Source organism: Sulfurimonas sp. ST-27 (assembly GCF_048081595.1).
Lineage (GTDB): Bacteria > Campylobacterota > Campylobacteria > Campylobacterales > Sulfurimonadaceae > Sulfurimonas > Sulfurimonas hydrogeniphila.
On the sequence record NZ_CP182226.1, the window covers coordinates 1,216,254 to 1,239,671 of the forward strand.

The following is a 23,418-nucleotide window of genomic DNA, read 5'->3' on the forward strand; positions in this document are numbered from 1 at the left end:
GAGCATGGGAATATTTGCCGATATCAAGGAAGACTTTTCAAATGCGTACAGAAATGATCCTGCATTAAATTCAAAAATTGATTTTTTATTTAATTACCCTGGTGTATGGGCAGTTGCATGGTACAGAATAGCGCACAAACTTTATACAAACAACTTTACCCGTACAGCAAGGGCAATCATGGGAATAACCCAAATACTTACAAATATTGACATCCACCCTGCCGCGAGTATTGGTAAGCGTGTCTTTATTGACCACGGTTTTGGAGTTGTAATCGGAGAGACTGCCATCATTGAAGATGATGTGCTCATATATCAGGGTGTAACACTCGGTGGTGTTTCTTTAACTCACGGCAAACGACATCCGACTATCAAAAAGGGAGCGGTAATCGGAGCCGGCGCAAAGATACTGGGAAACATCACAATAGGCGAATATGCAAAAATCGGTGCCAACTCGGTTGTCGTCAAAGAAGTTCCTGATTGTTCCACAGCAGTCGGTTTGCCTGCACATATCATTGAAAAAGGGAGATGTAAAGATCCTTTTATGCACAATATGCTCCCTGATATAAACAAAGAGATGTTTGAATACCTTCTCAAGCGTGTGGCTATACTTGAACATATTTTAGTAAAAGAAAATAAAGATCTTCTAGATCAAGACCTTGAACTTGAACATATATATGAATCTTTTATAAAATCAATGAAAAATTAATTTTTCGCTCTTTTCTCAACAAATATACATCTTTTTTTTAGTATAATTTATCAAATATATTATAAAAAAGGGTTCAAATGCTAGCAAAACGCATAGATAAACTATCTGAATCAATTACAATAGCAATTACAGCGCTTGCACAAGAGTTAAAAGCAGAGGGTAAAGACATTCTCAGTTTTTCAGCCGGAGAACCGGATTTTGATACACCCAGAGTTATCAAAGACGCGGCTATAGACGCAATCAACAACGGTTTTACAAAATATACCGCAGTAGATGGGATTCCGGCCATCAAAGAGGCAGTCGCTGCCAAACTCAAAAGAGACAACGGTTTAACATATGACCCTAACCAGATTATCATTAACAATGGCGCAAAACATTCCTTGTTTAATCTTTTTTCTGTAACAATTGAAAAAGGCGATGAGGTTATTATTCCTGCGCCATACTGGGTAACCTACCCTGAACTTGTGAAATATTTTGACGGGACTGTCGTAGAAATTCAGACAAGTGATGCGACTGCCTTTAAAATCACTCCCCAACAGCTCAAAAAAGCATTGACACCAAATACAAAAATGCTGATTCTTACAACACCGTCAAATCCTACCGGTGCAGTTTATTCCAAAGAAGAACTCACTGCTTTGGCAAAAGTGCTTGAAGGGACGGATGTTCTCGTAGCCAGCGATGAAATGTATGAAAAACTGATATATGACGGGGATTTTACTTCAGCAGCAGCAGTCAGTGAAGACATGTTTAAAAGAACAATCACCATCAATGGTTTAAGCAAGTCAGTTGCTATGACAGGCTGGCGTTTCGGATATATGGCATCACACCATACCGAAATTATCAAAGCAACAAAAAAACTGCAGTCACAAAGCACATCCAATGTCAATACCATGACACAGTATGCTGCAATTGCAGGACTTGACGGCAGTGCAGATGAAGATATAGAAATGATGCGAAAAGAGTTTATCAAGCGTCGTGATGAAGCTGTAGAACTTTTTAATAAAATCAACGGACTCAGTGTTTTAAAACCGGATGGTGCTTTTTATCTTTTTGTCAATATTCAAGAAGTCAGTAATGATTCACTAGGCTTTGCAAAAGAACTTTTAGCAGCCAAAGGTGTAGCCGTTGTTCCTGGTGTTGGTTTTGGAAGCGAAGGGTATTTCAGATTCAGTTTTGCTACGGGAATTGCAACTATCAGAGAAGGTATTAAAAGAATTGATGAGTTTGTGCAGGAACTCAAAGCAAAGTAGGCAAAAACCTACTTTAGCTCAGATAAAGCCTTTATGACTTCTTCTAAATTATCCAATGGAATATGAACTTTCCATTCCGGATTTTGGGCATCACCTGAGAGTGAAATTCCTATACTAGCTACAGTACCGCTTCCCTCACCATATGGTTCCTCAAGTTTTGTTACCGATATAACACCGTTTTTTGTTCCGCTTAACGGGATTGTTTTTGACATACTAACTCCTTGTTGTGTTTTTACTTGATAAGTCTAGCAAGTTTTGCCTGAAGTTTAAGCCATTGTCTGTGCCCCATCAAAGGAAAACCTGCATATGTCTTTCCGGGTTCTTTTACAGAGTTTGTTATTCCGCTTCGTGCAGCAAAAGTTGAAAAAGGGGCAACCTCCAGGTGACCGGCTGCGGCAGCCTGCCCGCCCATAACAACATTTCTGCCAAGTTTTGTTGAACCTGCAAGACCAGACTGAGAAACCATAACACAATACTCACCGATTTCACAGTTATGTCCAATCTGCACAAGATTGTCAATGCGTGTTCCTTTTTTTATCAAAGTAGAGCCAAAAACAGCTCTGTCAATACTGGTATTGCTTCCAATTTCAACATCATCTTCTACAACTACATTCCCATTTTGATAAATCTTTTTATGCTCACCTTTTTCATTTGTCGCAAATCCGAATCCGTCAGAACCTATAACTGTGTTTGCATGGATTATACAGTCATTGCCGATTTGACAGTCTCTGTATATTGTCACACTTGGATAAATAACTGTATTGTTTCCTATAACACTTTTTGCACCTATATAAACATGTGCCAAAACTATACAATTATCACCGATTACCGCACCATTTGCTATTTCAGCCTTGGGAGAAATTTTTGAATTTTTCCCAATCTGCGGGAGAGGAAGTCTCTCATCTTCTACGGGCGGCGCAAAATATTTTGAGAGTATGGCCATGGACCAATAAGGGTTTTTTGTTACCAAAGGAATACAGTTTGCAGGGAGTTTTGAAGCTAATTTTTCAGAAATTATAACTGCTGCAGCTTTTGTATTTTCGAGATCTTTTACATATTTTGAGTTGGACACAAAAGAGACTTCATTCTCTTTTGCATCTTTAAGAGTATTTATTCCTACAATATCAATATCATTGTCGACAATACTACACTCTAATGTTGAAGCTATTTTACTCAGCTTCATCTTTTTATCTCTCTAAAGCAACAGCGCCGCTTCTGACTATCTCTTTTGGATTATATTTTTTAATCGCCTGTAGATAGTGATCGACTCTTTTGGGCTCGTCAGCAACCATGGTTATAATGACATCATTACCAACATTGACTATTTTTCCATTGTAAGCATTACAGATAGCGCTGATATCACTTATGTTTTCTGTAATAGGAAATTTGACCAGTGCCATCTCTTTTTCAACCAAATCTGCATGTTCATAAACCCGTAAAACAGGAATGAGTTTGTGCAACTGTTTTGTTATCTGCTCAATCACACGCACCGAACCTGATGTGACAATTGTCAAACGGGAATATTTACTCTCAGGAATTGGGGCAACAGTCAAGGATGTAATGTTGTAGCCACGTCCGGAAAAAAGATCGGTAATTCGGGACAATACACTCGCTTCATTCACAACGATAACGGAAACTACTCTTCTTTCTGTATTGTCAGTCATTATTTACTCTCCTTTTTCTCTAATAACATCATATTAAACAGGCTTCCGCCTGATGGAACCATTGGCATAACATTTTCAAACCGTTCAACTTTAACATCAATAAATGCAACAATATTCTTTTCTACAGCCTCTTTTAAAGCGGCATCAAATTCCTCTTTTGTAGTAACTCTGTACCCTATTCCGCCAAAAGCTTCCGCAAGTTTTACAAAATCCGGCTGTACAGAAAGATCTGTCTCACTGTGGCGTTTGTCATAAAAGAGTGTCTGCCATTGGCGAACCATACCCAAAAAATTATTATTCAGAATAATATTGATTACCGGTAATTTTTTCTCAACGGCTGTCATTAACTCCTGACAATTCATCAAAATAGAGCCGTCTCCGGTAAAGTTGATACTTGTTTTTTCAGGAACAGCCGCTTTGACACCCATAGCCGCCGGAAAACCAAAGCCCATAGTTCCGAGTCCACCGGAACTTATAAACTGACGGGGTCTCGTAAACGGATAAAACTGTGCCGCCCACATTTGATGCTGTCCGACATCTGTTGAAATATTTGCATCATCACCTAGAAGCTCACCTACACGTTTTACTACCCACTGTGGCTTGATATTTTCTGTATCTTCATGAAATGTCAGTGGATGCAACTCTGCAAAATTTTCTATCGTTTCTCTCCACTGTTCATAGTTGTCACTGTTTACCATGGAGGTGAGTTTAAGCATCTCATTGACAACATTTTTCACATCACCTACTATAGGATAGTTTGCATTAACAAGCTTTGAAATACTTGCAGGATCTATATCTACATGTATAACCGCAGCATTTTTTGCAAATTCACTTAATTTTCCGGTAACACGGTCATCAAATCTGGCACCGAGGGCAATGACCAGATCTGTTTCGCTCATCGCCATATTTGCCGCATAGGAACCATGCATTCCTAGCATCCCTATAAGCAGGTCATCATCATAAGACAATGTTCCTCTGGCCATAAATGTCTCAACAGCAGGAATGCCTGTTGTATGTACCAAATCTCTTACCTCATAGGCTGCATTTGAATTAATGATACCGCCGCCGAGGTAAAACAAAGGACGTTTTGCATTTGCTATCGCCTCCATAGCTTTTTTGATTTGACGGGGATTGCCTTTGACATGCGGTTTATATGTTTCTAAATCCAGCTCCACATCATAATCAAATTCTGCAACCTGTGCAGTCACATCTTTGGGTATATCAACATGAACCGGGCCTGGACGGCCTGTTCGTGCTATATAAAAAGCCTCTTTTAGTATACGCGGCAGATCTTTTGCATCTGTAACAAGATAATTGTGTTTTGTACAGGAACGGCTTATTCCAACCGCATCAATCTCTTGAAAGGCATCTGTTCCGATTAAACTCATTGGAACCTGTCCTGAAATAACCACCAAAGGAATAGAATCCATGTATGCATCTGCTAAACCTGTTACAGCGTTTGTGAACCCAGGACCGCTTGTTATCATAGATACACCGACTTTTCCGCTGGCTTTTGAATAACCCTCTGCAGCATGAACCGCTGCTTGCTCGTGACGAGTTAATATATGTTGAAATTTGTCTTGTTTGTAGATTTCGTCATAGACATTCATAATTGCTCCGCCAGGGTAGCCAAAAACTGTATCTACGCCTTCTGCAATTAAAGCTTCAATGACCATCTGTGCGCCACTAATTTGCATGAAAAGTCTCCTCTGTATAATATATAATTTTAAAAATTCGCTAATTATACTTCAGGAGAGCTATAATTGAGGTTAAAGCATTAATCTAAAATTGATTTTACAATCATTGAAGGCCGCCACATAGAGAGCGAACCTTTTTTTAACTGTTCTATATCCAATTTTGTATCTTTGTATCTTTTTTTAAATATTTCAAATAATATTTCTATTTGGTCGTCAATGCCAAAATTTAAAATATAATTTTTAATGCCGTTTTCTATCTCTTTGCGATCTCTTTTTTCTCTTATGGCTGTTTCGAGTTGATTTATATACGTCCAGGCAAATATAGTTGCCAAGGCTGTCGTTTTTGAACTGATATCAAAATATTTATGTAAAATGTTTTTTACCCCGTTTACATCACCGACAGCTGCAAAACTGTTTGCTTTGATTAGATCAGCATCCCATTCATTTTGAAGCTTTTCTCCTGCTTTGGTTTCCTGGAGCTCTTCATATTCTGCCATCATATTATATGCCGTTTGATAATCACCACTCTCTACAGCATCATAAAATTTCTGCTTGTTTTGTATCTCTTTTAACATAAGCTCAACTTCATCTTTAAAATCTGTAAACGTACTGAGCAGATTCATCAGTTTCATAGCAGCTATATTTTCACCTTCATATACTAGTTTTTGGATTTTCATATAGATAGTGTCGGCATATTTTATCATCGAGTCATACTCCGGAAACTCCTTTAAAAAAGGGTTCTGATGAATAAGAGCAGATGCCAGTTTAAAATCTTTTTTGCCAAGAGCATTTCTGAATCTTTTATAAATTGCACCCTTTGTTAAAACATCCTGAATAAAAGTTGTTTTATTGCTGATACCTCTATAGGGAGCCAAAATCTCTTTGGCACGTTCCATTTGATTTGGCTGCAAAGCATATTTCAGTGCCTGAAACAAATCCTTTTTCCATCTCTCTTCTAAAAGTTTATATATTTTTGATTCTTTGTAAACCGGATATTGGTTTGCCAGGCTGTATGCCAGTGCCAGTTTTCCGTTTTTTGCAAGTTGTACAAATTTATCATACTCAGCATAATCACTTACGAGTTTTTGTATAACTCTGTTTTTGCTGGGAATCTTCATGAAATTTTTGAGCATTAACAGTGCCTGTTCTTTTTTCCCGTTTTGGAAAGCTTTTTTTGCCTTTTCCAATGTGTTTTCCCATAGGTTTGAAACTAAATTATATATATCCGTATAACGTAAAATAGGATTCTTTTTTACCTCTTCTTCAATTGCGTCTATGTCCTGTTTCATTAAAAGATTTTTTAATGTATCAATTTTTTCAAATATGTCATAATACATCAGGAATCCATCTTCTGTTCCAACAATAAGATGATTATGCTCATCATCAAAAGCCAAACTGACAATAGGCGAAGTAATCTTTATAAATCTCGGTGCTATCAACTCATATGTATTTAAATCATATACTAAAATATATCCTAACTTCGTACTTAAAAACAGAAATTTTTCATCACCGCTGATTACAAGCTGAGTAACATCATCATGAATACCTTCTAATCTTTGAATAACCTTACCACTGTATATATTCCAGATAATCGCTTTTGAATTTTTATCAATACTCACCAGTTTGTTTCTGCCAAAAAATTTTAGTTTCATAACTGGTGCAGAGTGGGCTTTTAACTTTTCTTTCGGAGTCATTGTTACCAGATTAAACAGTGTGATTTTTCTGTCATAACTCGCTATGGCTACCCAGTTTCCGTTTTTTGAAAAAGAGACATCATTAATGGTATCGGCATGATGGGGAAGTGTAAACACAATCTTTCCGCTTTTAACATCCAATGCAAAAGTTTTGCCGTCTTCTCCGCATGAGAACATATACCTGGAGAGCGGGTCTATACCGACACAGGAAACTTCCCCCTGGTGTCTGGTAACTCTGGCAATAGCTTTTTTTGTTTGGGCATTATAGAGTCTTGACTCTTTTGCATCTGCTGACATTGTTGCAAAATAATTGCCGTCATAGCTGTAATCCACCACATTATTTTTATAATATTTGTGTTCAATATTAACTTTAAATCCGCTTTGCACTTTCAGGCTGTCTTTGTCGTAAAACCTTACAGTAGTTTTAGAGTCTATAACAACAAGACGCTTGTCTTTTAAAATTTTTATCAAGATTACAGGATATACAATACTTTGACTTTTAACAGTTTTCATTTTCAGTCTCTCAAATAACCCTCTTTTACAAGAGCCTCTTTAATTTCTTCCTGATGCTGCTTTCCTTTTGTCTCCATATGCACGGTCACATTAGCATCTCCGTAATCCAGCGATACGGACGTTCTGTCATAAGAAATATGCACAATATTTGCATTTAACTCTTGGAGTATCTGCGTAAAACGCATCAAAGAACCCGGCTTGTCAACCAATGTGACGGTAATTTTCATTTTGCGATGAGACTTCAGAAGACCCTTTTCTATAATGACAGAAAGGAGCGTAACATCCATATTTCCCCCGCTCAGAACAACTGCAACATTTTTGTCTTTTAGATAATCCAGTTTATGATGCAGTAGTGCCGCAACACCGACAGATCCGGCTCCTTCAACCACCAGTTTTTGTTTCTCAAGTAAAAACAAAATGGCACTTGCTATCTCCTCATCATCTACACTTATTATCTCGTCCACACACTCAAGGGCATGTTTGAGAGTAACCACAGAAGTGTCGCGTACTGCTATCCCGTCGGCTATCGTTCTTACGCTTGTAGAATCAACAGCTCTTTTTAAATCATAGGAATTTTTAAATGCAGGTGCACCTTTGGCACTCACACCAATTACTTTTACAGCGGGGTTGACAGCTTTGAGAGCACTGGCCATACCGGCAATAAGTCCACCGCCGCCGACAGGAATGAGGACAGCGTCAAGTTCTTGGCATTTTTCAAGAATTTCCAAGGCTACAGTACCCTGTCCTGCCATCACCTCTTCATCTTCAAAAGGATGCACAAAAGTCAAATGATTTTTTTCGCCATACTCCTTTGCATAGGCATAGGCTTCATCATAGTTTGTGCCAGCAAGAATCACCTCTGCACCGAAATGTTTTACTCCGTCTATCTTTGTAAGCGGTGTCGATTCCGGCATTACTATCACTGCTTTTGTATCAAAAGCGGCAGCGGAGTAGGCCACCCCCTGGGCATGATTGCCGGCACTTGCTGCGACAACACCGCATTCTCTTTGCTGTGGTGTCAAAGTGGCTATTTTATTATATGCACCGCGAAGTTTAAATGCTCCTGTTATTTGCAGGTTCTCTTTTTTCAAATATACCTTGCATCCGGAAATTTCACTCAGATATGGAGCATATGAAAAAGGAGTGTTGACAACAACTTCTTCTATACGTTTATGCGCATCTTTGATTTTTTGTAAAGGAATCAAAATCAGCCCTGTAGATTTCGATGATCAACCATAGTGCACTGGTTTTGTACAACTTTCATTCCTGCATCCTGTGCTTTTTTAGCGGCTTCATTGTTTACTATACCTTTTTGTGCCCAAAAAACTTTTACATCACCACGTTTTATACAGGCATCTGCAATGGCATCAAGTGCTGCGGGTTTTCTGAAAATATCAACCATGTCAACTGCAAAAGGAATTTCAGCCAAAGAGTTATAAACTTTTTCTCCAAGAATCGTCTCTCCTTTTGGATAAACAGGAATTATTTTATACCCCTGATCCTGAAGATATTTGGCAACCCTGTGACTGTCTTTGCTCTCATCAGGAGAAAGCCCCAAAACCGCAATCGTTTTAACACTCTCAAAAATCTCTTTTACTTCATCCATATTTGAATTAACTGTAGGAAATTCGCACTCCATAATCAAACCTTTTTTATATTTTGTCAAAAAAAAATACTGCACAACACATTCTCATTAACATAGCAAATGCTTTTTGTAAAAAGATTATATCGAAAAACTATAAAGTTGTGAATTAAGTTTACACTCCGAATTATTGAAATTTTGCTTTATCACACACTATTCCAAAATTTCATGCATACTGAAAACTGTCCCAAAAAGAACAGGTTGATGAATCATATAAATCAGCAGTGAATGCTTCCCCAGAAAAGATACTTTTTTCGTAAAATAATTTTGTACTGTATTAAAAATAAAAAGTTTTTTGCAGCCAATAAAAATACCAACAAGAACAACACCAAACCACGGAGTAAAAGGAACTAAATCCTCCGGATGCTTTGGCAGATGTAGTGGCATTTTCAGGATGTTATAGAGCCAATGCATATGAAGAGTGTTATTGTAACTCAACACTATAATTGTGATCCCTGCAAGCAAAGCAATTTTTGGAAACTTTACAAATGCAAGTGCTAAAAGAGAAGCAAATGCGATAAAATGCAAGATACCAAAATAGATAAAACTGTGAGGGAATGTAAAATAACTAGCTGCAGAGACAAGCATAGCATTCGCAAAAATAAGAAAAAATCTTTTCAAATCTTTTGTAAAGTTGTAACCGCTTTCATTGACCAGATAAAGTGACACTCCGACACATAATAGAAACAGACTTACTATGACATAACGGAAATAATGCCAAAAAACTCCATGATAGATATTTATATCTATAAAATGAAAATTATTCAAATCGAAACAAAAATGAAAAACAACCATTAACACAATAGCAATTCCACGGATAAAATCCAAGTCAAAATAGCGTGTTTGCAGCTTGGACATTTCAGTATTCATTTAAAACCCTTGCCTTCATCAATATACGGTCCGAATCTTCAAACTTCAAATTGACTAAAAAAACTGCTTTATCCTTTTGTTTATAAACTCTGAAGACATCAACACTGCCAAGACAGTCTGCATTAAATTTATCGGCTTCTGATAACGGATAAACAGGTTTTTGCAATGATTCCAGTCTGTAAAGTTTTTTATTTTTGACTATATAGGTCACATAAGGGTTTACTCTTCTGTGAAGGGAATGTGTTGTTTGCAAAAAGAGGACATCTTCATTTTTGTCATTATGCACGATACTGTTTTGCTGATAAAGCATTAAAGACAAGTCCAGAAAAAGTACTCTCTTTTTTAGACTCAGGGAATTAAATCCGTTGACCTGTTTTTCATAAAATGTATTACTTTTGTTTACAGAAGCATTGACTCTGTACAAATAAACCATCATAATAGATAAAATAGTTATAGATATCATCATTTCTATCAATGTAAAAGCTTTTTTCATCGTATTCTTAAGCGTAACAGTGATGAGGAGTAGTTCTTGGTTTTCAATGTACTTCTTCCTGTTTCGTAGATAGTTCCTGCACTGTTTTTTTTATTTGGATCGTTATCTTCTTCCTCGTTTGCGGATTCATCAAACATGCTTGTGTCAATACTCTGCAGTGTTTGATACACTATTTCTATATCTGTATGTTTGAGTTCTCTTCTAAAATCATCATCCAAATCAAAGTCTGAAACCAACTCTTCTAAAGATATCTTTTCATTTTCAAAGCCATATTTTGTTCCTACAAGCAATGAAAGATATTGCGTAGCCGTTTCCTGATTTTTCACCTGAGAAAATATATGTGTGTTGTTGGCATTTATTTGCAGTAAAGCCATAATTACCACTGAAATAATCATCACTGCTACCATTACCTCTATCAGTGTAAAAGCTCTCCTGTGAAGATTACATGTAGCAGTACAAAACATTTTATAATCCGATACGGATTGCTTCATCCAGCGAAGTTTCTCCATTTAAAACCATATTGGAGAGTTGAAAAGAGATACTTTGCAAACCGTCAGCTTCCAGTGCTTCTTTGATACTGTGCTCATCCGCTGTAGTTTTTAAAAGATCTTTTACCTTGTCATTCATAATCAAAAGTTCTCCTATCGATCTTCTGCCTGTGTAGCCACTGTAGTTACATGCAGGGCATCCTTTTGCTTTAAAAATTTTGCTCTCTTTTGGGATATTGTAGTCATCGGCAAAATTTTCAGCTATGACATCTTCTTCTTTGCACTCAGGGCATAATACGCGGACCAGCCTTTGCGCCAAAATACCTAAAATAGAAGAGGATATTAAAAACGGTGCAATTCCCATATCAACCAATCTTGATATCGTAGCAGATGCAGAATTTGTGTGAATTGTAGAAAAAACCAGATGCCCTGTCAGTGCTGCACGCACCGCAATAGATGCTGTCTCTTCATCTCTGATTTCTCCTATCATTATGACATCAGGATCCTGGCGTAAAATTGAACGCAGAGCACTTGCAAAGGTGAGTCCTACTTTTTCATTCACTTGAATCTGCGATATGCTTTCTGATTTATATTCCACAGGATCTTCAACAGTTATAAGATTTTTTTCAGGAGATTCCACTTCTCGCAGGAAAGAGTGCAAAGATGTTGTTTTACCACTCCCTGTCGGTCCGGTCACTAAAATAATTCCGTGTGAAAGGCGTAACAGACTTTTGATCTTTTCAATCATATCCTGATGAAATCCAAGCTCTGTTATCTGCGGTATCTGTGAACTTTGCATTAAAATACGCATAACAACTCTTTCTCCATAAAAAGTAGGCAGTACCGAAACCCTGATATCCAATATCTCGCCTGCAATTTTTATCTGTGTTCTTCCGTCTTGGGGAATACGTTTTTCCGAAATATCCAAATTTGAAATAACTTTAATACGGCTGATGATAAGACTGACAACTTTTTTGTCCAAATCTGCATTTTTACTCAGCATTCCGTCTATACGAAATCGGACTTCACCACTCTTCTCTTTGACCTCTATATGGATATCCGAAGCTCTTTTTTTGACAGCCTGATAAAAAAGTGCATTGACAAACTTGATAATGGGTGCTGATTCTTCACTCGTTAAAATGTCACTCGACGTTCTTAAAAAATCGGTCAGAGAGATGTCTTCTTGTTCATTCTCTTCTGAAGAATCTTCTTGCATTGTCTCTATTGCTTTGTCTGTTCGAAGTTCCAAAAAACGGTTATAAAGCCTGTCATACGAATCTTCATCAAGCATCTTGAGAGGATATTTGATTTCTAGTTTTGTATAATAGTTACTCGCTTCAACCAAATATCTTTCACAGACACATGCAATGACTTCTTCTTCTGTTTTACTAAAAAGAAGATAGTTTTTAACACTGATCTCCGTTGGTATACCCTCAGGTTCACATACCTGTAAATGTAAATCATGAAGCACTTCTGTATTGAGCATTAATAGACACCTTTGACATGCACTGCAGGTTCTGTATTCTTTTGTATCTTTTCATTTTTTTTACTCGTTATCTTTTTAAAGATTTTTTCATTATACTCTTTTTGCACACTTGAAAGAACACCCAGGTCTCTTTGCAGTTTTGAAAGTTCTTCACTTTTGTCTATGACATAAGGAGTCAGAATGACTACTAAGTTATCCTGTTCTTTAATTGTTTCAGTAGATGAGAAAAGATACTCTCCTATCATTGGAATATCACCCAGCAGAGGAACTTTTGTTTTTGTTTTTCTGTCAAGAGATTTTACAAGACCGCCGATGATAATGCTTTCGCCGCTTCTTAAAATCGCCTGTGTCTTCACCTCTTGCTTTGACGTAACAGGCTGTCCCGCTGCATCAGAGCTTAAAATATTTTCCAAAGACGCTTCAACATCCAAAGTTACCTTGTCGTTTGAGGATACTCTTGGTTTGATTCGTAATGTCAGACCGATATTTTCTCTTTTATAGTTGTTTGTCACTCCCGAAACAGCATTTGTTGTTGCACCGGATATTATAGAAATGGTTTTACCGACATAGATGGAAGATTGTTTATTGTTGACACAGAGAATTGAAGGATTTGATATTGTTTTTGATGCGCCGTGACTTTGTAAAAAATCAAGTGTTGCCCCAAGGGCCAATGCGCTTTTTGCGCCAGAGCCAATAGCACCGAGATAATTGATAATCTGTGTTGATGCCAGATTTTGCAAATTAGCATCACCAAAATTTGCACTCATTGCATAAAGTCCGGATGCTGAAACATCTCCTGCTGCAAAACCATATTTCATTCCTAAACTTTCGGCATTGTTTTTATTGATATTAATAATTCTTGCCTGAACATATACCTGGTATTTTTCCTTGTCCAGTGCATCAATAATAACCTTGATTCCTTTGAGTATCTCAGGATCAGCAACTGCGATGATGGCATTGATCTCTTCGCTCGAAGAGATATTCGGTTTTGTGGTAAGCCCTTGATATGTTTTATCAGAAATAATCTCTTTTAGGGTTTTGATAACATTCTTTGCATCAGAGTTTTTAAGACTGTAAATTTCAACTGACCGGCTAATGTTTGACTCTACATCAAGTTTTTTCGCCAAATCTTCAATTTTTGCTACATTCTTTTTATTTCCGATAACAATCAAACCGTTTATATTTTCATCAAAAATGATATTGACTTTGTCCGAAACGACTTTAGGATTAAATATTGACTTGCTTATATCCAACAAACGAGCCTGAAGTTTTCCGGCATCTGCATGTTTTATATATACCAGTTTTACAATAGAGTTGTTTGTTATTTGAATATCTTTGATTATTTTTTTAATGGTTTCTATATTTTTTGGATAATCAGTTATCAAGATCGTATTGCTCTCTTTTAATGTCATCAGTTTTGCAGTTTTTGAAATAAGATAACGAATCTTTGCCGCTATAATATCTACATTTTCACCCTCTACTTTAACAGCCTGGGTTACCATTAAAGATCCGGATACTTTTTGGTTTGGTTTGACAACATCCGCATTAGATCTTGCAACCTCAGAAGAGCGGACAATTTCATAATAAGACCCATTACGTGCCAGAGAGTAGCCTTTTGACTGTAAAACAGAAACCAGCATCCCCATCAATTCATCATCATAGATAGGTGCAGAACTTACAAGATTCACACTTCCGTTTATTTTATAATTCATTAAAATATTTTTATGTGTAATTTTTGCTACCAGTTTTACAAAATCATCAATGGCCAAATTTGAAAAGTTAACATTCACCTGTTCTCTTGCCTGAAGAGAGAATGTTAAAAGTAGTATCAATCCTATGTGCTTAATGAATTTCATATATCAATTCCTTTTCTGTGTTATTTCTTAAAACAACCAAGCTTATTTCGCTTAATTTGTTTACATTTTTATATATATTCATCACTGCTTTATATGATGTCAAATCAATATTGTTTGCTTTAATGACAATATCACCTTTTTGCAACCCGAGTGCTGCAAATTTTGAATTTTTATTTATTTTCATTATCTTAAAACCTTTAATTTTTCCATCTTCCATGACTTCCTTTATGGCAATTTGTTTCCAAATCTTTTGAGGATTTTTTTCAAAAAACTTTATATCCTGCCTTGATATATTTGTCACACCATTATCTGTTTCATTATGCGTGACCCGGTTTATACTTACATCTTTAATTTTTTGTTTGACAAAATACAGTATATAGTTTTTGCCGTCTTTTGTAAAAACAACATTATCGTTATTGATTTCTTTCAAAGTATAGCCATTATACGTTTCACCCACTCCGATAATTGAAGTTTTTTTCAAATTCGATTTCATTGCCACTATGGCATATCCATAATTTTTAGAACCATAAAGACCGATCAGAGTCATGTCGGTAATACTTCTGTGCGCACCCGTTTCATTTGTTTTTTTATACCCCTTGGTATTTGTATGCAAAGGAGTAAGCATATTTGTAAAATTTACTCTTTGATATGCCGGACGATAATTCTTTTTTATCTTTACATCTATACCATTGCTTGGCAAATACCATAACAGCACGAGCGCAAGCAGTTTGGAAAGAGCTATTAAAATCAACAATTTTGTAATGATTTGCAACATCTTAGAATTAGAGACTTTGTTCATAAATGAAGCCTCCGTTTTTATCTTTTTTCAAATTTCGCAGTGTTGTATAATAATGAGTCAACATTTTTTTGGAAGGTTTTATCAAAACCTGCAAAGTTCTCTTGACAAGGTCGATATCAATATCAGCCTCTCCAAACTCACCATTGCATTTTCCCGTTACATGTAAAGGATCAAATACAGTATAGACAAGATACAGACTCTTTACATGTAAAGGTATAAATCCTGATGCCATATCGGATAAGACTAAACCTTCAACCTCTACACTGTTATACAAAAGAAAAAGATTCAGTTTTATCTTTTGTATTTTTGCAGTTTCGAGTGTTTTAACATATAAAACAGCATTTTTTATTTCAAGCGTAAAACCTTCATCACTGAGAGTCTCATCATTCAGAACAATACCTTTTTTTTGCAGTTGCTCTTCAGCAAAATAGTATATATTTACTTTGGGAGAAAAATAGATAAATGCCATCATAAAAAACAGGACATACAACAGGAATAAAACCAGTTTTTTTACCATTTTATCTTCACCTCCAGCGTTGATTTACTCTCGCTGATTCTTTTTATTTTCAGCATTGTTATGTTAAATGTTGTATTGAGAATTTTACCCATTAAAAAATTCAAAGCTTTTATATCCATGTTTTGAGAACTGATGTGTATTCCTGAGTTTGTTATTTCTTTTTTTATCTTGGAACTCTTTAAAACAGGATTTGACAATATATGTAGAATCTCCTTTTTCTCTTTTTCTTTGTTGGCAAATGCTTTTTTTAAAGCACTCGTGTCTAAAGAAACTTTCAGTGTTTTTTCATAGAGAATTTTTTCCTGATGGAGCTCTTTTTTTGCATCTATGAGCTTCAAAACAAAAAACAGTAAAAGCAAAAGTAAAAAGATGCCAACGTAAAGAGGATTTAAGCGGTTCATAAAGTTATCTCCAAAGTCAGTACTGAATTTTTTAATTGGGTTTTAGCATGAATACCTTTACGTTTCAATGCTTCTATAATTTTTTTACTCTGTGTAACATCTTTTATAATCACTGTTAACACTTTGGAATCAAATCCTATGTAAGAAATTTTTTCATTTTTTGCAAGATGCATTTTGAGAAAATATCCTATATATTCTCTCAGTTTCATCTGTTTTTCGTATATTTTATTCAGTTCTGCATGAATAGCCTGATTTTGCATCATGGTAGGCTTTAAATTATATTTTGCAAATACGGCATTCCTTTGATCTTCAAGCGTGGCTGCCTTATCCATGGTAATAAGCCATTCTCCGAAAACTATACCTGTGATAAACAACAGAACAAAACCAATCTTATAAAAACTGGACTTTTTGAGAATATGATTAAACTGCTGTAAAACTATAGCATGACCGGATGGTTTAAAATCATCCGGTTTAAGGATATCTGCTTCTTTTATCCAAAAATCCGGTACAAGAATCACTATACCGTTTTTCACTACAAGTGCCTGTTTTTCATTTACTCTACAGGCTCCTTCCAAGGAAGAAAATTCACTCTGCGCAAAATAGATATTGACAACATTTGAAGGAGATATTTCTTTTTGTGCCATCAGCTCCAGAATCATTTTATCTTCATAGGCAAAAACTATATACTCGTCATTTTCTTTATAGGCATAGTAGCTGTAGTGACCCTCAGGCAGAATATCTTCAAAAATGGAAGGAAGCAGTTTTTTTACTTCCCTTATATATTTCACAGGTAAAGAAATTTTCTTTACCCAGTATAAAGACGGAGATAAAACAACATTTATTTTTTCTTCAATCTGCACTGGTTCCATGAAAGGATCCAACAAAATTGTTTTGTAATTATTTTTAAATTTTGTAAACAAAGTTTGATCCTTTTTTGGTTTTTATATTGTATTCAAATTTTATTTCAGCATTTTGTTTGCCCTGTGTGACCAAAAGCGTCACTGTTATAATTTTTTGCAAATCACAACTTGCATTAAATTTTCTTTTCAGGTCTTCTTTCTCTTCTGCCGTCAATTTGTCACAGTCCACAAAAAAATTATCATCTTCTGCAGCAGTGTTTTCCTGCTCATAATAGTTCCCTGACATTATATTAAAAACATCCCTGTTTACAAAGTTTAAATCAATCACATAAGAAGAATTTTTATAATTTCCAAAAGTAAAGATTTTATGCAGATCTATGTGCTCAACGCTGTTATCATGATAGGTTTTTTTATAATACTCATTTAACTCTTTTATCTGTTCGTCAGAACTTATATAGTCTCTAAAAAGATAAGGATTATCATCAAACAGAGCACTGTTATACATTCCGTCTTCTTTTATACCGCCTGTTAAATCTTCAAGGAGATAAAGATACTCACTGTTGATCATTTTTGCATTAAAATAACCGATAAGTGCATTCTTTAGTGCACTCTCCCCTTCAGCTGTGTTCTTTTTAAGTGCATTAAAATTAAATTTAGATCGGGCACTCTCCAGCTTTACCTCTACCATTATATCCGTACTTAACGGGACAACTGTGCTGTATTGCAATAAAAATGCACGAAAAGTCTGTGTGTCGTTTATATCATCAAGTTCGGGAGTCTCTTTTAAAATTTTCAGCATATCATCCAAAACAGCAGTAGTTTGCAGTAAAAATTTCTCAGAGGAAAGATTCTTTTTTGCACTGTTGATATGTCCGAGTGAGACCCCTATTGTAACTGTAATTGCCATAATGAAAAACATCGTTATCAAAAGGGCTATTGCATTTTTTTTAAACATTTACTGAATACTCATAGAAAAAATTGGCAACAGCATAGCAGAAACTATAAATCCGATAGATCCACCGACAAAGAGCATAAGAGCAGGTTCAAGCAAAGTTAACAGCAGAGAAATTTTGTCACGATTCTCTTCAAAATAGAGTTCTGAAACATTATGCAAAATTGTTTCAAGTTCTGACGTCTCTTCTCCCAAAGCTATAGACTGGATAAAAGCATAATCAATCTTTATATCTGATTCATTGAGTGCATTTGAAAGCAGTTTTCCTTCTACCACTTTCTTTGAAGCAGTTGTAAACAGCTCTTTGAGCACAAGATTGTTTAAAATATTTGTCCCGAGATTTATAGTACGCACAAAAGGGACACCCGAGCGGACCAGCAAAGATGCCATATAAGAGAAGCGTGCCAATTCGCTTTTTTGTATAATCTCTCCGAAATACGGAAGTTTTAACAGCAGTTTATCGACCCCGTACGCAAAAGAGCGGCTTTTCTTGCGTGCAGATATAAATATGACAATACCGGCAAACAGTGATGCCAAAATGATTTTAAAATTATTTTGAAAAAATGTTCCTGCTGCAATGACTACTTTTGTAGGTGTAGGCAGTTCCTGATGCATATTGACAAATATTCCTGTAATCTGCGGCACCACAAAGGTCAGCATAAAAGCAATCATAAGCAAAGAAACAATTATCATAAAAGAAGGGTAGGCAAAAGCACTTTTTATCTCTTTTTTAATGCGTTCCTGTTCTTTTAAAAATTTTGAAAGTTCCAAAAGCACTTCATCCAAAACACCCCCGTTTTCACTGACTTTTATCGAGTACTTGAAAAATTCCGGAAGCACCACTACCTTTTGCGCTTCAAGTGCTGAGTAAAAATCTTTTCCCTCATTCAGATGTGTACTCACTGTAGATAAAAAGAGTTTCATCTTTTTGTTGTTTTCATAATGTGTCTGCACAATTTTCAGTGCAGACACTATACTGATACCGGAACGGATATACATGGCAAGTTCACGGGAAAGTCCGGACAACTCTTTTGTACTTATTCGGTATTTTCTTGAAAAATGTAGGGAGTCAAAAAATGACGGGGCTTCTTCACTGATTTTTTGATAAATAATCTTTTTGGCTTTAATCTTACTCTTGGCCTCTGCCAAATCAGAAGCTTCAATCTTGTCAGATACTTTTTTACCAAACTCGTCAATTCCGCTGTACTTAAATATCATTGTATTATCTTTGTCATTAAATCTTGTTTTGCATTTACTGCTTCTTCTACACTGCTGTACACTTGCGGAGGTTCAAAATAGGGTGTAAAATCATATACATTGTTTTTATACTCTACCAGTACCTGATCACCGACTCCGTCACCATCCACTTCATATGAAAAGCAGACATTTTCTTCAATATTCTCCTGATTAAAATAGCCTGTATTCTCTTTTTGCATCGCACCAAGATCAAAGTCATAGCGATAAACTTGTACACTCTCATCAAGGAAATTTTTTATCTTTATATCCTGCTTTTTTCCATCTATCAGTACAAAACAATTCTTGCACTTATCCAAACAAACAAACTTTGCACTCTCTTTATGCGGATAAGATTGTAAAAACTCTTTTAAATTTTTAAGTGACAAATTTGTACTTTTTTCACTGAGCTTTTTAAAACTGCCTATGACCAAAGTATAAACAACTCCCATTATCACTATGACTATCATAAGTTCAATGAGAGTAAAAGCTTTTTTCAAAAACAGTATCTCTTATTTACACTGACTGAGTTTTATGTCTGCAGCTTCTTTTGTTCCGCCCTCTTTTGCATCTGCACCAAGAGAGACCAGTTCCACTTTGCCGTCATTGTTCATATAGATAAAATTTCTCCCCCATGAGTCTTTTGGAATCTCATTGTCTTTAAAATACCCACTCGGTGAGTAGTTGGGATATTTTTGCGGATCCGGGTTTTTTACAAGGGCTTCAAGCCCTTCATCTGTAGTAGGATACCTGCTGTTGTCAATTTTAAACATATCAAGGGCACCATTGTAAATACTCTTCATTTGTACACACACCAGTTTTCTTTTTGCTTCTTCGCCTTTTCCAGTAAGACTTGGCATTATCATGGCTGCCAAAAGTCCCAGGATGACAATAACTATCATTAATTCTATGAGCGTAAAACCACTCTTTGATCTGTTTTTCATGCTTTATTACCTTGTTCTTTTTAATTATTTATTATAGCAAAAAAATGTATTGACTTTTTGCCCTCTTTGACACTGTTGTTCTTTTATCGTAAAAACGTTTCCGTTTTTTCAAAATAGCGTTCAATATTGTCAAAACTGTGGCTTCCGCCCTCTTCTATAATCAGTGTTGCTTTATCAAACTTATCTGCCGCTTCTTTGTAGTTGAGTGTTTCATCTCCCTTTTGGAGCAAAAGCATAAAGTTCTCCTGTTTTGGTTCTTGTACTTCATACTTTTTGAGCATTTGCAGATGAGATTCTTTCCATTCAAAACAGCTGCCGTCATAAAAACTCTGCATAAAACCAAGTGTTTTTTGCAGTGTAATATACGGATAGGTTGAAGGATTTATCAGTACTGCTTTAAGATTATATTTATGTGCAAGATATGTTGCATAGTACCCTCCCAAAGACGAACCCATCAGACTGACTTTTTCTTGTGAATTTTTTATAATTTCTTCCAGTGTCCGTATAGCCAATTCAGGGATATATGACAATGATGGCGCCATAAATTTTTCATTTTTGTTTATAAAATATTCTCTAAAAAGTTTTGCTTTATACCCTTCTCCGCTGCTTGCAAAACCGTGTATATAAATAATCATACTTTGTTACTCTCTTTTATAATTTTTTGCATCTCTTCTCTTCCCATTGCATAAGCTTTGCCAATATCCCGAAATGAAAAAACTTTGATATCCAACAGTTTTTCATTACACAGGTACATGTAACAAAGCTCTTTTTTGCTGACATATTTTGACTGCCATGCTGTATGTATATTCTTTTTAATCCACCCCAGTATGGTTTTTGGCACTTTTTTATATTTTGGAAAAAGATTTATTCCGATGATAGGATAATTGTACTGCTGCAGCCTCTCAACCGGGAAATTGTCTACAAGCCCGCCGTCTACGACAAGTGTTTTGTTGACATACACTGGAGCGAACAAGGGTGCAATAGAGCAGGATGCCAAAACTGCTTCTTTAAGAATTTTGCCACTGTCATAATAAATCGCTTGCTCCTTTTCTACATCACATGCCGTTACATGTAACGGTATCTCAAGTGTTTCAAAACTTTCTTTGTCTATAAGTTTGTCAACAACTGCCGCATTATGATCAAGTTTAAAAAGATAGCCGTTACCCAAAGAGATCTTAAAAACAGAGCGGAACTCTTTTGATTGTATCACCTCAAAAATGTATGCGGCACTCTTGCCGCAGGCAAGGGATGCTCCGATCAGAGCACCTGCGCTTGTACCGCTGACAGCTTTAATCTTGACACCGTTCTCCTGCAGTACGGAAACTATGCCCAAATGGTATGCTCCGCGACCTGCACCTCCGGACAAACAAAGAGTTATTTCTCGCGGAAACTGACAATTTTCCATTCACCCTCCAATGTTTCTACAATCGCAGTACAGCTCTCAACCCAGTCACCGCAATTTAAATACCTGATGCCTTCTATATAACGCATCTCCGCTTTGTGTATATGACCGCAAATTACACCATCATAGTTATTGTGTTTTGCATGTTGCGCCAAAACAGCTCCATAATCCAATAAAGCCTCTGCTTTTGAAAAACGTGTTCCCAGATGTATATCCGAAATAAATATAGACCGTACAGCAACAGTAGTAGTTTCGTGCATTTTCAAATACAACCTTTGTTATCTCTCTATGCAAGTATAATCATTTTATATTACAAAATGGTCACAAGAGAGCCAAAATCTTTTTTTCAACGCAGATCCGTAAAATTTTGCTATAATATTTTCATCTAAAAAGAAGAGAGGTTTAATACCATGGAAATTCGAATATATTTTTGCGCAGTTTTATACAACGAGGATTCTGAAATAATTCAGATATCAGATATTAAACAGCAGGCAAGCAAAGAAGATAAAAACCCGGATGTGATTTCACAGATTCAAAACTCCAAGACAACACTGTCTGCCTTGTATAAAGAAGGATGGAGATTAATAGAAGTTGTTCCTTCCCATGAAACAAACGGGTACAGACTTTTCTTGGAAAAAGAGTAATAATATCTCTTTTTTTGAGATATATCAAATACCCAGTTTGTAGAGTTTCTTTCTCTCACTTGAACCTGCGATATTGAGCTGTTTTCTGTATTTTGCTATCGTACGTCTGACCATTTTTACTTTGAATTTTTCTTCTATCAGGGCTAAAAGCTTCATGTCACTCAAAGGCTTTTCATGGTTTTCATTCTTAATAAGTTCAACGAGAAACTCTTTGATGGCAGCATTACTGACATCTTCATCAATGGCGGTTGTAAAGAACTCTTTCATAGCCAAAACACCTCTGTCGCATGCTATATATTTGTTTGCAATGGCTCGCGAAATAGTTGAGGGATTATGTCCAAATTCATCAGCCAGAGTTTTAAGTGTCAATGGCATGATTTGTCCGCCTGTAAAAAAATCATACTGGTATTCGACGATCATCAAACCTACTTTGTAAAGTGTTGCTTTTCTCATATCAAGCGCATCCACCAAACTTTTTGCCTCTTTGATTTTTTGTCTTACAAATTCATGCTCAACGCCATAAGAGGTGTCTATGTTTATCACAGGATAGTAGGCATCATTGAGTTTGACTTCTATCTGCTGTTCATCATTAAAATATATCATCAAATCAGGAATGATCTGCGCGGAATCTTCCTGATATTCGATATTTGGCGGATTTTTGAATGTTGACAATACATGCATAACCTCGTTAAAAGACTCTTCTTTGGAGTAGGCATGAATATTTTGCATGTCATTAATGATTTTTACGGCCAGACTATATGCCTGGTCACTGATTTCACTGTTGTCTAGTTGAAACAAAAATGACTCAGCCAAATCTTTAGCACCTATGCCTACGGGTTCTACATGTAAAAAGCGCAGACGAATCTTTTCAAAAGTTTCTCTGTCTATACTGTTTTTTTGGCAAAATTCTTCTGTGTTACCGTCGTAATAGCCATATTCGTCCAAATTTTCGATGACAAACAAAGCTACTTTTTGTGAAACAGGTGTAGGAAACAGCGGCGCACCTATTTGCTCATCTAAAACATCATAAAGTGTTCGACTTTGAATAGTCAGCGCTTCTATCTGCTCTGTTCTGGAATTGCTCACTCCGCGGGAAATTATTTTTCTTGGAATCTTTTTTTCAAAATCTTCTTCAAAGCCTGATTTCACTTCTATAACAGGATTGGCTTCGACAAAAGGAGTCATAGCTTCACCCAAATCAGAAAGACTTGAATGCAATATGGGAAGCCAGTTACGCAGGGTATTTGAGAGCTTGTGTTTTGTTTCAACTCCCTGTGTTTGTCTTAATGCTCCCATATTTTCATGAA

General features: G+C 36.1%; 27 protein-coding genes. 3 read left to right on the plus strand and 24 right to left on the minus strand.

Going from position 1 to position 23,418, the window contains the following annotated elements:
- The first annotated feature begins 4 nt into the window (after positions 1 to 4).
- A complete protein-coding gene (gene cysE / locus ACM66U_RS06470; protein WP_151900250.1) occupies positions 5 to 706 on the plus strand; it encodes a serine O-acetyltransferase in 702 nt (233 codons plus the stop codon).
- 77 nt (positions 707 to 783) lie between these two features.
- Positions 784 to 1,956 carry a pyridoxal phosphate-dependent aminotransferase gene (locus ACM66U_RS06475; protein WP_418640357.1) on the plus strand — a complete coding sequence of 391 codons (1,173 nt, stop codon included), beginning with the start codon at positions 784 to 786 and terminating at the stop codon, positions 1,954 to 1,956.
- Positions 1,957 to 1,964: 8 nt separating this feature from the next.
- Here the strand turns inward: ACM66U_RS06475 and ACM66U_RS06480 are convergent, their stop codons facing one another.
- From ACM66U_RS06480 to ACM66U_RS06590, 23 genes are all read right to left on the minus strand, one after another.
- Entirely contained in the window at positions 1,965 to 2,168 is a 204-nt protein-coding gene (locus ACM66U_RS06480) for a hypothetical protein (protein WP_193149839.1), read from the minus strand.
- Positions 2,169 to 2,188: 20 nt separating this feature from the next.
- Positions 2,189 to 3,139, minus strand: a complete 951-nt coding sequence (lpxD, locus tag ACM66U_RS06485; protein WP_346388801.1) for a UDP-3-O-(3-hydroxymyristoyl)glucosamine N-acyltransferase — start codon at positions 3,137 to 3,139, stop codon at positions 2,189 to 2,191.
- Between the two features lie 4 nt (positions 3,140 to 3,143).
- Positions 3,144 to 3,620: an acetolactate synthase small subunit gene (ilvN, locus tag ACM66U_RS06490; RefSeq protein ID WP_151900246.1), complete on the minus strand. Its 477-nt coding sequence runs from the start codon at positions 3,618 to 3,620 to the stop codon at positions 3,144 to 3,146.
- Complete coding sequence (locus ACM66U_RS06495) at positions 3,620 to 5,317, minus strand: acetolactate synthase large subunit (RefSeq protein ID WP_346388802.1); 1,698 nt, start codon at positions 5,315 to 5,317, stop codon at positions 3,620 to 3,622. Before ACM66U_RS06495 ends, ilvN begins: the two co-directional genes overlap by 1 nt.
- Before the next feature lie 80 nt (positions 5,318 to 5,397).
- Positions 5,398 to 7,524: a WD40 repeat domain-containing protein gene (locus ACM66U_RS06500; protein ID WP_418640358.1), complete on the minus strand. Its 2,127-nt coding sequence runs from the start codon at positions 7,522 to 7,524 to the stop codon at positions 5,398 to 5,400.
- A 2-nt stretch (positions 7,525 to 7,526) separates the two neighbouring features.
- Positions 7,527 to 8,729, minus strand: a complete 1,203-nt coding sequence (ilvA, locus tag ACM66U_RS06505) for a threonine ammonia-lyase (RefSeq protein ID WP_346388804.1) — start codon at positions 8,727 to 8,729, stop codon at positions 7,527 to 7,529.
- A gap of 2 nt (positions 8,730 to 8,731) precedes the next feature.
- On the minus strand, positions 8,732 to 9,163 hold the full coding sequence (locus ACM66U_RS06510; RefSeq protein WP_151901512.1) for a CoA-binding protein: 432 nt from the start codon (positions 9,161 to 9,163) through the stop codon (positions 8,732 to 8,734).
- Positions 9,164 to 9,319: 156 nt separating this feature from the next.
- Positions 9,320 to 10,036: a heparan-alpha-glucosaminide N-acetyltransferase gene (locus ACM66U_RS06515; protein ID WP_418640359.1), complete on the minus strand. Its 717-nt coding sequence runs from the start codon at positions 10,034 to 10,036 to the stop codon at positions 9,320 to 9,322.
- A complete protein-coding gene (locus ACM66U_RS06520; RefSeq protein ID WP_418640360.1) occupies positions 10,026 to 10,529 on the minus strand; it encodes a PulJ/GspJ family protein in 504 nt (167 codons plus the stop codon). Before ACM66U_RS06520 ends, ACM66U_RS06515 begins: the two co-directional genes overlap by 11 nt.
- Positions 10,526 to 11,020 (minus strand): type IV pilus modification PilV family protein, encoded by a 495-nt coding sequence (locus tag ACM66U_RS06525; protein ID WP_418640361.1) that lies wholly within the window; start codon positions 11,018 to 11,020, stop codon positions 10,526 to 10,528. Before ACM66U_RS06525 ends, ACM66U_RS06520 begins: the two co-directional genes overlap by 4 nt.
- Positions 10,995 to 12,503: a GspE/PulE family protein gene (locus ACM66U_RS06530; RefSeq protein ID WP_151900235.1), complete on the minus strand. Its 1,509-nt coding sequence runs from the start codon at positions 12,501 to 12,503 to the stop codon at positions 10,995 to 10,997. Before ACM66U_RS06530 ends, ACM66U_RS06525 begins: the two co-directional genes overlap by 26 nt.
- A complete protein-coding gene (locus tag ACM66U_RS06535; protein ID WP_418640362.1) occupies positions 12,503 to 14,359 on the minus strand; it encodes a secretin N-terminal domain-containing protein in 1,857 nt (618 codons plus the stop codon). The genes ACM66U_RS06530 and ACM66U_RS06535 overlap by 1 nt, the downstream gene beginning before the upstream one ends.
- Positions 14,346 to 15,158, minus strand: coding sequence for a hypothetical protein (locus ACM66U_RS06540; protein WP_346388808.1), 813 nt, complete (start codon positions 15,156 to 15,158; stop codon positions 14,346 to 14,348). The genes ACM66U_RS06535 and ACM66U_RS06540 overlap by 14 nt, the downstream gene beginning before the upstream one ends.
- Entirely contained in the window at positions 15,142 to 15,675 is a 534-nt protein-coding gene (locus tag ACM66U_RS06545) for a hypothetical protein (protein WP_418640363.1), read from the minus strand. Before ACM66U_RS06545 ends, ACM66U_RS06540 begins: the two co-directional genes overlap by 17 nt.
- Complete coding sequence (locus ACM66U_RS06550; protein WP_151900231.1) at positions 15,669 to 16,076, minus strand: hypothetical protein; 408 nt, start codon at positions 16,074 to 16,076, stop codon at positions 15,669 to 15,671. Before ACM66U_RS06550 ends, ACM66U_RS06545 begins: the two co-directional genes overlap by 7 nt.
- On the minus strand, positions 16,073 to 16,996 hold the full coding sequence (locus tag ACM66U_RS06555; protein WP_418640364.1) for a hypothetical protein: 924 nt from the start codon (positions 16,994 to 16,996) through the stop codon (positions 16,073 to 16,075). Before ACM66U_RS06555 ends, ACM66U_RS06550 begins: the two co-directional genes overlap by 4 nt.
- Complete coding sequence (locus tag ACM66U_RS06560) at positions 16,980 to 17,891, minus strand: hypothetical protein (protein ID WP_418640365.1); 912 nt, start codon at positions 17,889 to 17,891, stop codon at positions 16,980 to 16,982. The genes ACM66U_RS06555 and ACM66U_RS06560 overlap by 17 nt, the downstream gene beginning before the upstream one ends.
- On the minus strand, positions 17,892 to 19,106 hold the full coding sequence (locus ACM66U_RS06565) for a type II secretion system F family protein (RefSeq protein WP_418640366.1): 1,215 nt from the start codon (positions 19,104 to 19,106) through the stop codon (positions 17,892 to 17,894).
- Positions 19,103 to 19,621: a type II secretion system protein gene (locus tag ACM66U_RS06570; protein ID WP_418640367.1), complete on the minus strand. Its 519-nt coding sequence runs from the start codon at positions 19,619 to 19,621 to the stop codon at positions 19,103 to 19,105. Before ACM66U_RS06570 ends, ACM66U_RS06565 begins: the two co-directional genes overlap by 4 nt.
- A gap of 12 nt (positions 19,622 to 19,633) precedes the next feature.
- Positions 19,634 to 20,065, minus strand: a complete 432-nt coding sequence (gspG, locus tag ACM66U_RS06575) for a type II secretion system major pseudopilin GspG (RefSeq protein WP_151900226.1) — start codon at positions 20,063 to 20,065, stop codon at positions 19,634 to 19,636.
- 83 nt (positions 20,066 to 20,148) lie between these two features.
- On the minus strand, positions 20,149 to 20,700 hold the full coding sequence (locus ACM66U_RS06580; protein WP_418640368.1) for a YqiA/YcfP family alpha/beta fold hydrolase: 552 nt from the start codon (positions 20,698 to 20,700) through the stop codon (positions 20,149 to 20,151).
- The gene (locus tag ACM66U_RS06585) at positions 20,697 to 21,470 is read right to left on the minus strand and encodes a patatin-like phospholipase family protein (RefSeq protein WP_346388815.1); all 774 of its coding nucleotides are present in this window, start codon (positions 21,468 to 21,470) and stop codon (positions 20,697 to 20,699) included. The genes ACM66U_RS06580 and ACM66U_RS06585 overlap by 4 nt, the downstream gene beginning before the upstream one ends.
- Positions 21,440 to 21,727, minus strand: coding sequence for a hypothetical protein (locus ACM66U_RS06590; RefSeq protein ID WP_418640369.1), 288 nt, complete (start codon positions 21,725 to 21,727; stop codon positions 21,440 to 21,442). Before ACM66U_RS06590 ends, ACM66U_RS06585 begins: the two co-directional genes overlap by 31 nt.
- A 150-nt stretch (positions 21,728 to 21,877) precedes the next feature.
- Between ACM66U_RS06590 and ACM66U_RS06595 the strand changes: the two genes are divergently transcribed.
- Complete coding sequence (locus tag ACM66U_RS06595) at positions 21,878 to 22,111, plus strand: hypothetical protein (RefSeq protein ID WP_151900223.1); 234 nt, start codon at positions 21,878 to 21,880, stop codon at positions 22,109 to 22,111.
- Between the two features lie 24 nt (positions 22,112 to 22,135).
- Here the strand turns inward: ACM66U_RS06595 and ACM66U_RS06600 are convergent, their stop codons facing one another.
- Entirely contained in the window at positions 22,136 to 23,407 is a 1,272-nt protein-coding gene (locus tag ACM66U_RS06600; RefSeq protein ID WP_418640370.1) for an RNA polymerase factor sigma-54, read from the minus strand.
- Positions 23,408 to 23,418: the final 11 nt, after the last annotated feature.

What these genes read in the sequence shown, in the direction of transcription:
- ACM66U_RS06530 (WP_151900235.1), bottom strand. Translation starts at nt 12,503, where the DNA reads ATGCTCAATACAGAAGTGCTTCATGATTTACATTTACAGGTATGTGAA.
- ACM66U_RS06495 (WP_346388802.1), bottom strand. Translation starts at nt 5,317, where the DNA reads ATGCAAATTAGTGGCGCACAGATGGTCATTGAAGCTTTAATTGCAGAA.
- ACM66U_RS06540 (WP_346388808.1), bottom strand. Translation starts at nt 15,158, where the DNA reads ATGAACAAAGTCTCTAATTCTAAGATGTTGCAAATCATTACAAAATTG.
- ACM66U_RS06525 (WP_418640361.1), bottom strand. Translation starts at nt 11,020, where the DNA reads ATGAAGCAATCCGTATCGGATTATAAAATGTTTTGTACTGCTACATGT.
- ACM66U_RS06480 (WP_193149839.1), bottom strand. Translation starts at nt 2,168, where the DNA reads ATGTCAAAAACAATCCCGTTAAGCGGAACAAAAAACGGTGTTATATCG.
- ACM66U_RS06550 (WP_151900231.1), bottom strand. Translation starts at nt 16,076, where the DNA reads ATGAACCGCTTAAATCCTCTTTACGTTGGCATCTTTTTACTTTTGCTT.
- ACM66U_RS06545 (WP_418640363.1), bottom strand. Translation starts at nt 15,675, where the DNA reads ATGGTAAAAAAACTGGTTTTATTCCTGTTGTATGTCCTGTTTTTTATG.
- ACM66U_RS06535 (WP_418640362.1), bottom strand. Translation starts at nt 14,359, where the DNA reads ATGAAATTCATTAAGCACATAGGATTGATACTACTTTTAACATTCTCT.
- ilvN (WP_151900246.1), bottom strand. Translation starts at nt 3,620, where the DNA reads ATGACTGACAATACAGAAAGAAGAGTAGTTTCCGTTATCGTTGTGAAT.
- ACM66U_RS06510 (WP_151901512.1), bottom strand. Translation starts at nt 9,163, where the DNA reads ATGGAGTGCGAATTTCCTACAGTTAATTCAAATATGGATGAAGTAAAA.
- ACM66U_RS06520 (WP_418640360.1), bottom strand. Translation starts at nt 10,529, where the DNA reads ATGAAAAAAGCTTTTACATTGATAGAAATGATGATATCTATAACTATT.
- ACM66U_RS06595 (WP_151900223.1), top strand. Translation starts at nt 21,878, where the DNA reads ATGGAAATTCGAATATATTTTTGCGCAGTTTTATACAACGAGGATTCT.
- lpxD (WP_346388801.1), bottom strand. Translation starts at nt 3,139, where the DNA reads ATGAAGCTGAGTAAAATAGCTTCAACATTAGAGTGTAGTATTGTCGAC.
- ACM66U_RS06515 (WP_418640359.1), bottom strand. Translation starts at nt 10,036, where the DNA reads ATGAATACTGAAATGTCCAAGCTGCAAACACGCTATTTTGACTTGGAT.
- cysE (WP_151900250.1), top strand. Translation starts at nt 5, where the DNA reads ATGGGAATATTTGCCGATATCAAGGAAGACTTTTCAAATGCGTACAGA.
- gspG (WP_151900226.1), bottom strand. Translation starts at nt 20,065, where the DNA reads ATGAAAAACAGATCAAAGAGTGGTTTTACGCTCATAGAATTAATGATA.
- ACM66U_RS06590 (WP_418640369.1), bottom strand. Translation starts at nt 21,727, where the DNA reads ATGCACGAAACTACTACTGTTGCTGTACGGTCTATATTTATTTCGGAT.
- ACM66U_RS06580 (WP_418640368.1), bottom strand. Translation starts at nt 20,700, where the DNA reads ATGATTATTTATATACACGGTTTTGCAAGCAGCGGAGAAGGGTATAAA.
- ACM66U_RS06600 (WP_418640370.1), bottom strand. Translation starts at nt 23,407, where the DNA reads ATGGGAGCATTAAGACAAACACAGGGAGTTGAAACAAAACACAAGCTC.
- ACM66U_RS06585 (WP_346388815.1), bottom strand. Translation starts at nt 21,470, where the DNA reads ATGGAAAATTGTCAGTTTCCGCGAGAAATAACTCTTTGTTTGTCCGGA.
- ACM66U_RS06475 (WP_418640357.1), top strand. Translation starts at nt 784, where the DNA reads ATGCTAGCAAAACGCATAGATAAACTATCTGAATCAATTACAATAGCA.
- ACM66U_RS06565 (WP_418640366.1), bottom strand. Translation starts at nt 19,106, where the DNA reads ATGATATTTAAGTACAGCGGAATTGACGAGTTTGGTAAAAAAGTATCT.
- ACM66U_RS06500 (WP_418640358.1), bottom strand. Translation starts at nt 7,524, where the DNA reads ATGAAAACTGTTAAAAGTCAAAGTATTGTATATCCTGTAATCTTGATA.
- ACM66U_RS06560 (WP_418640365.1), bottom strand. Translation starts at nt 17,891, where the DNA reads ATGTTTAAAAAAAATGCAATAGCCCTTTTGATAACGATGTTTTTCATT.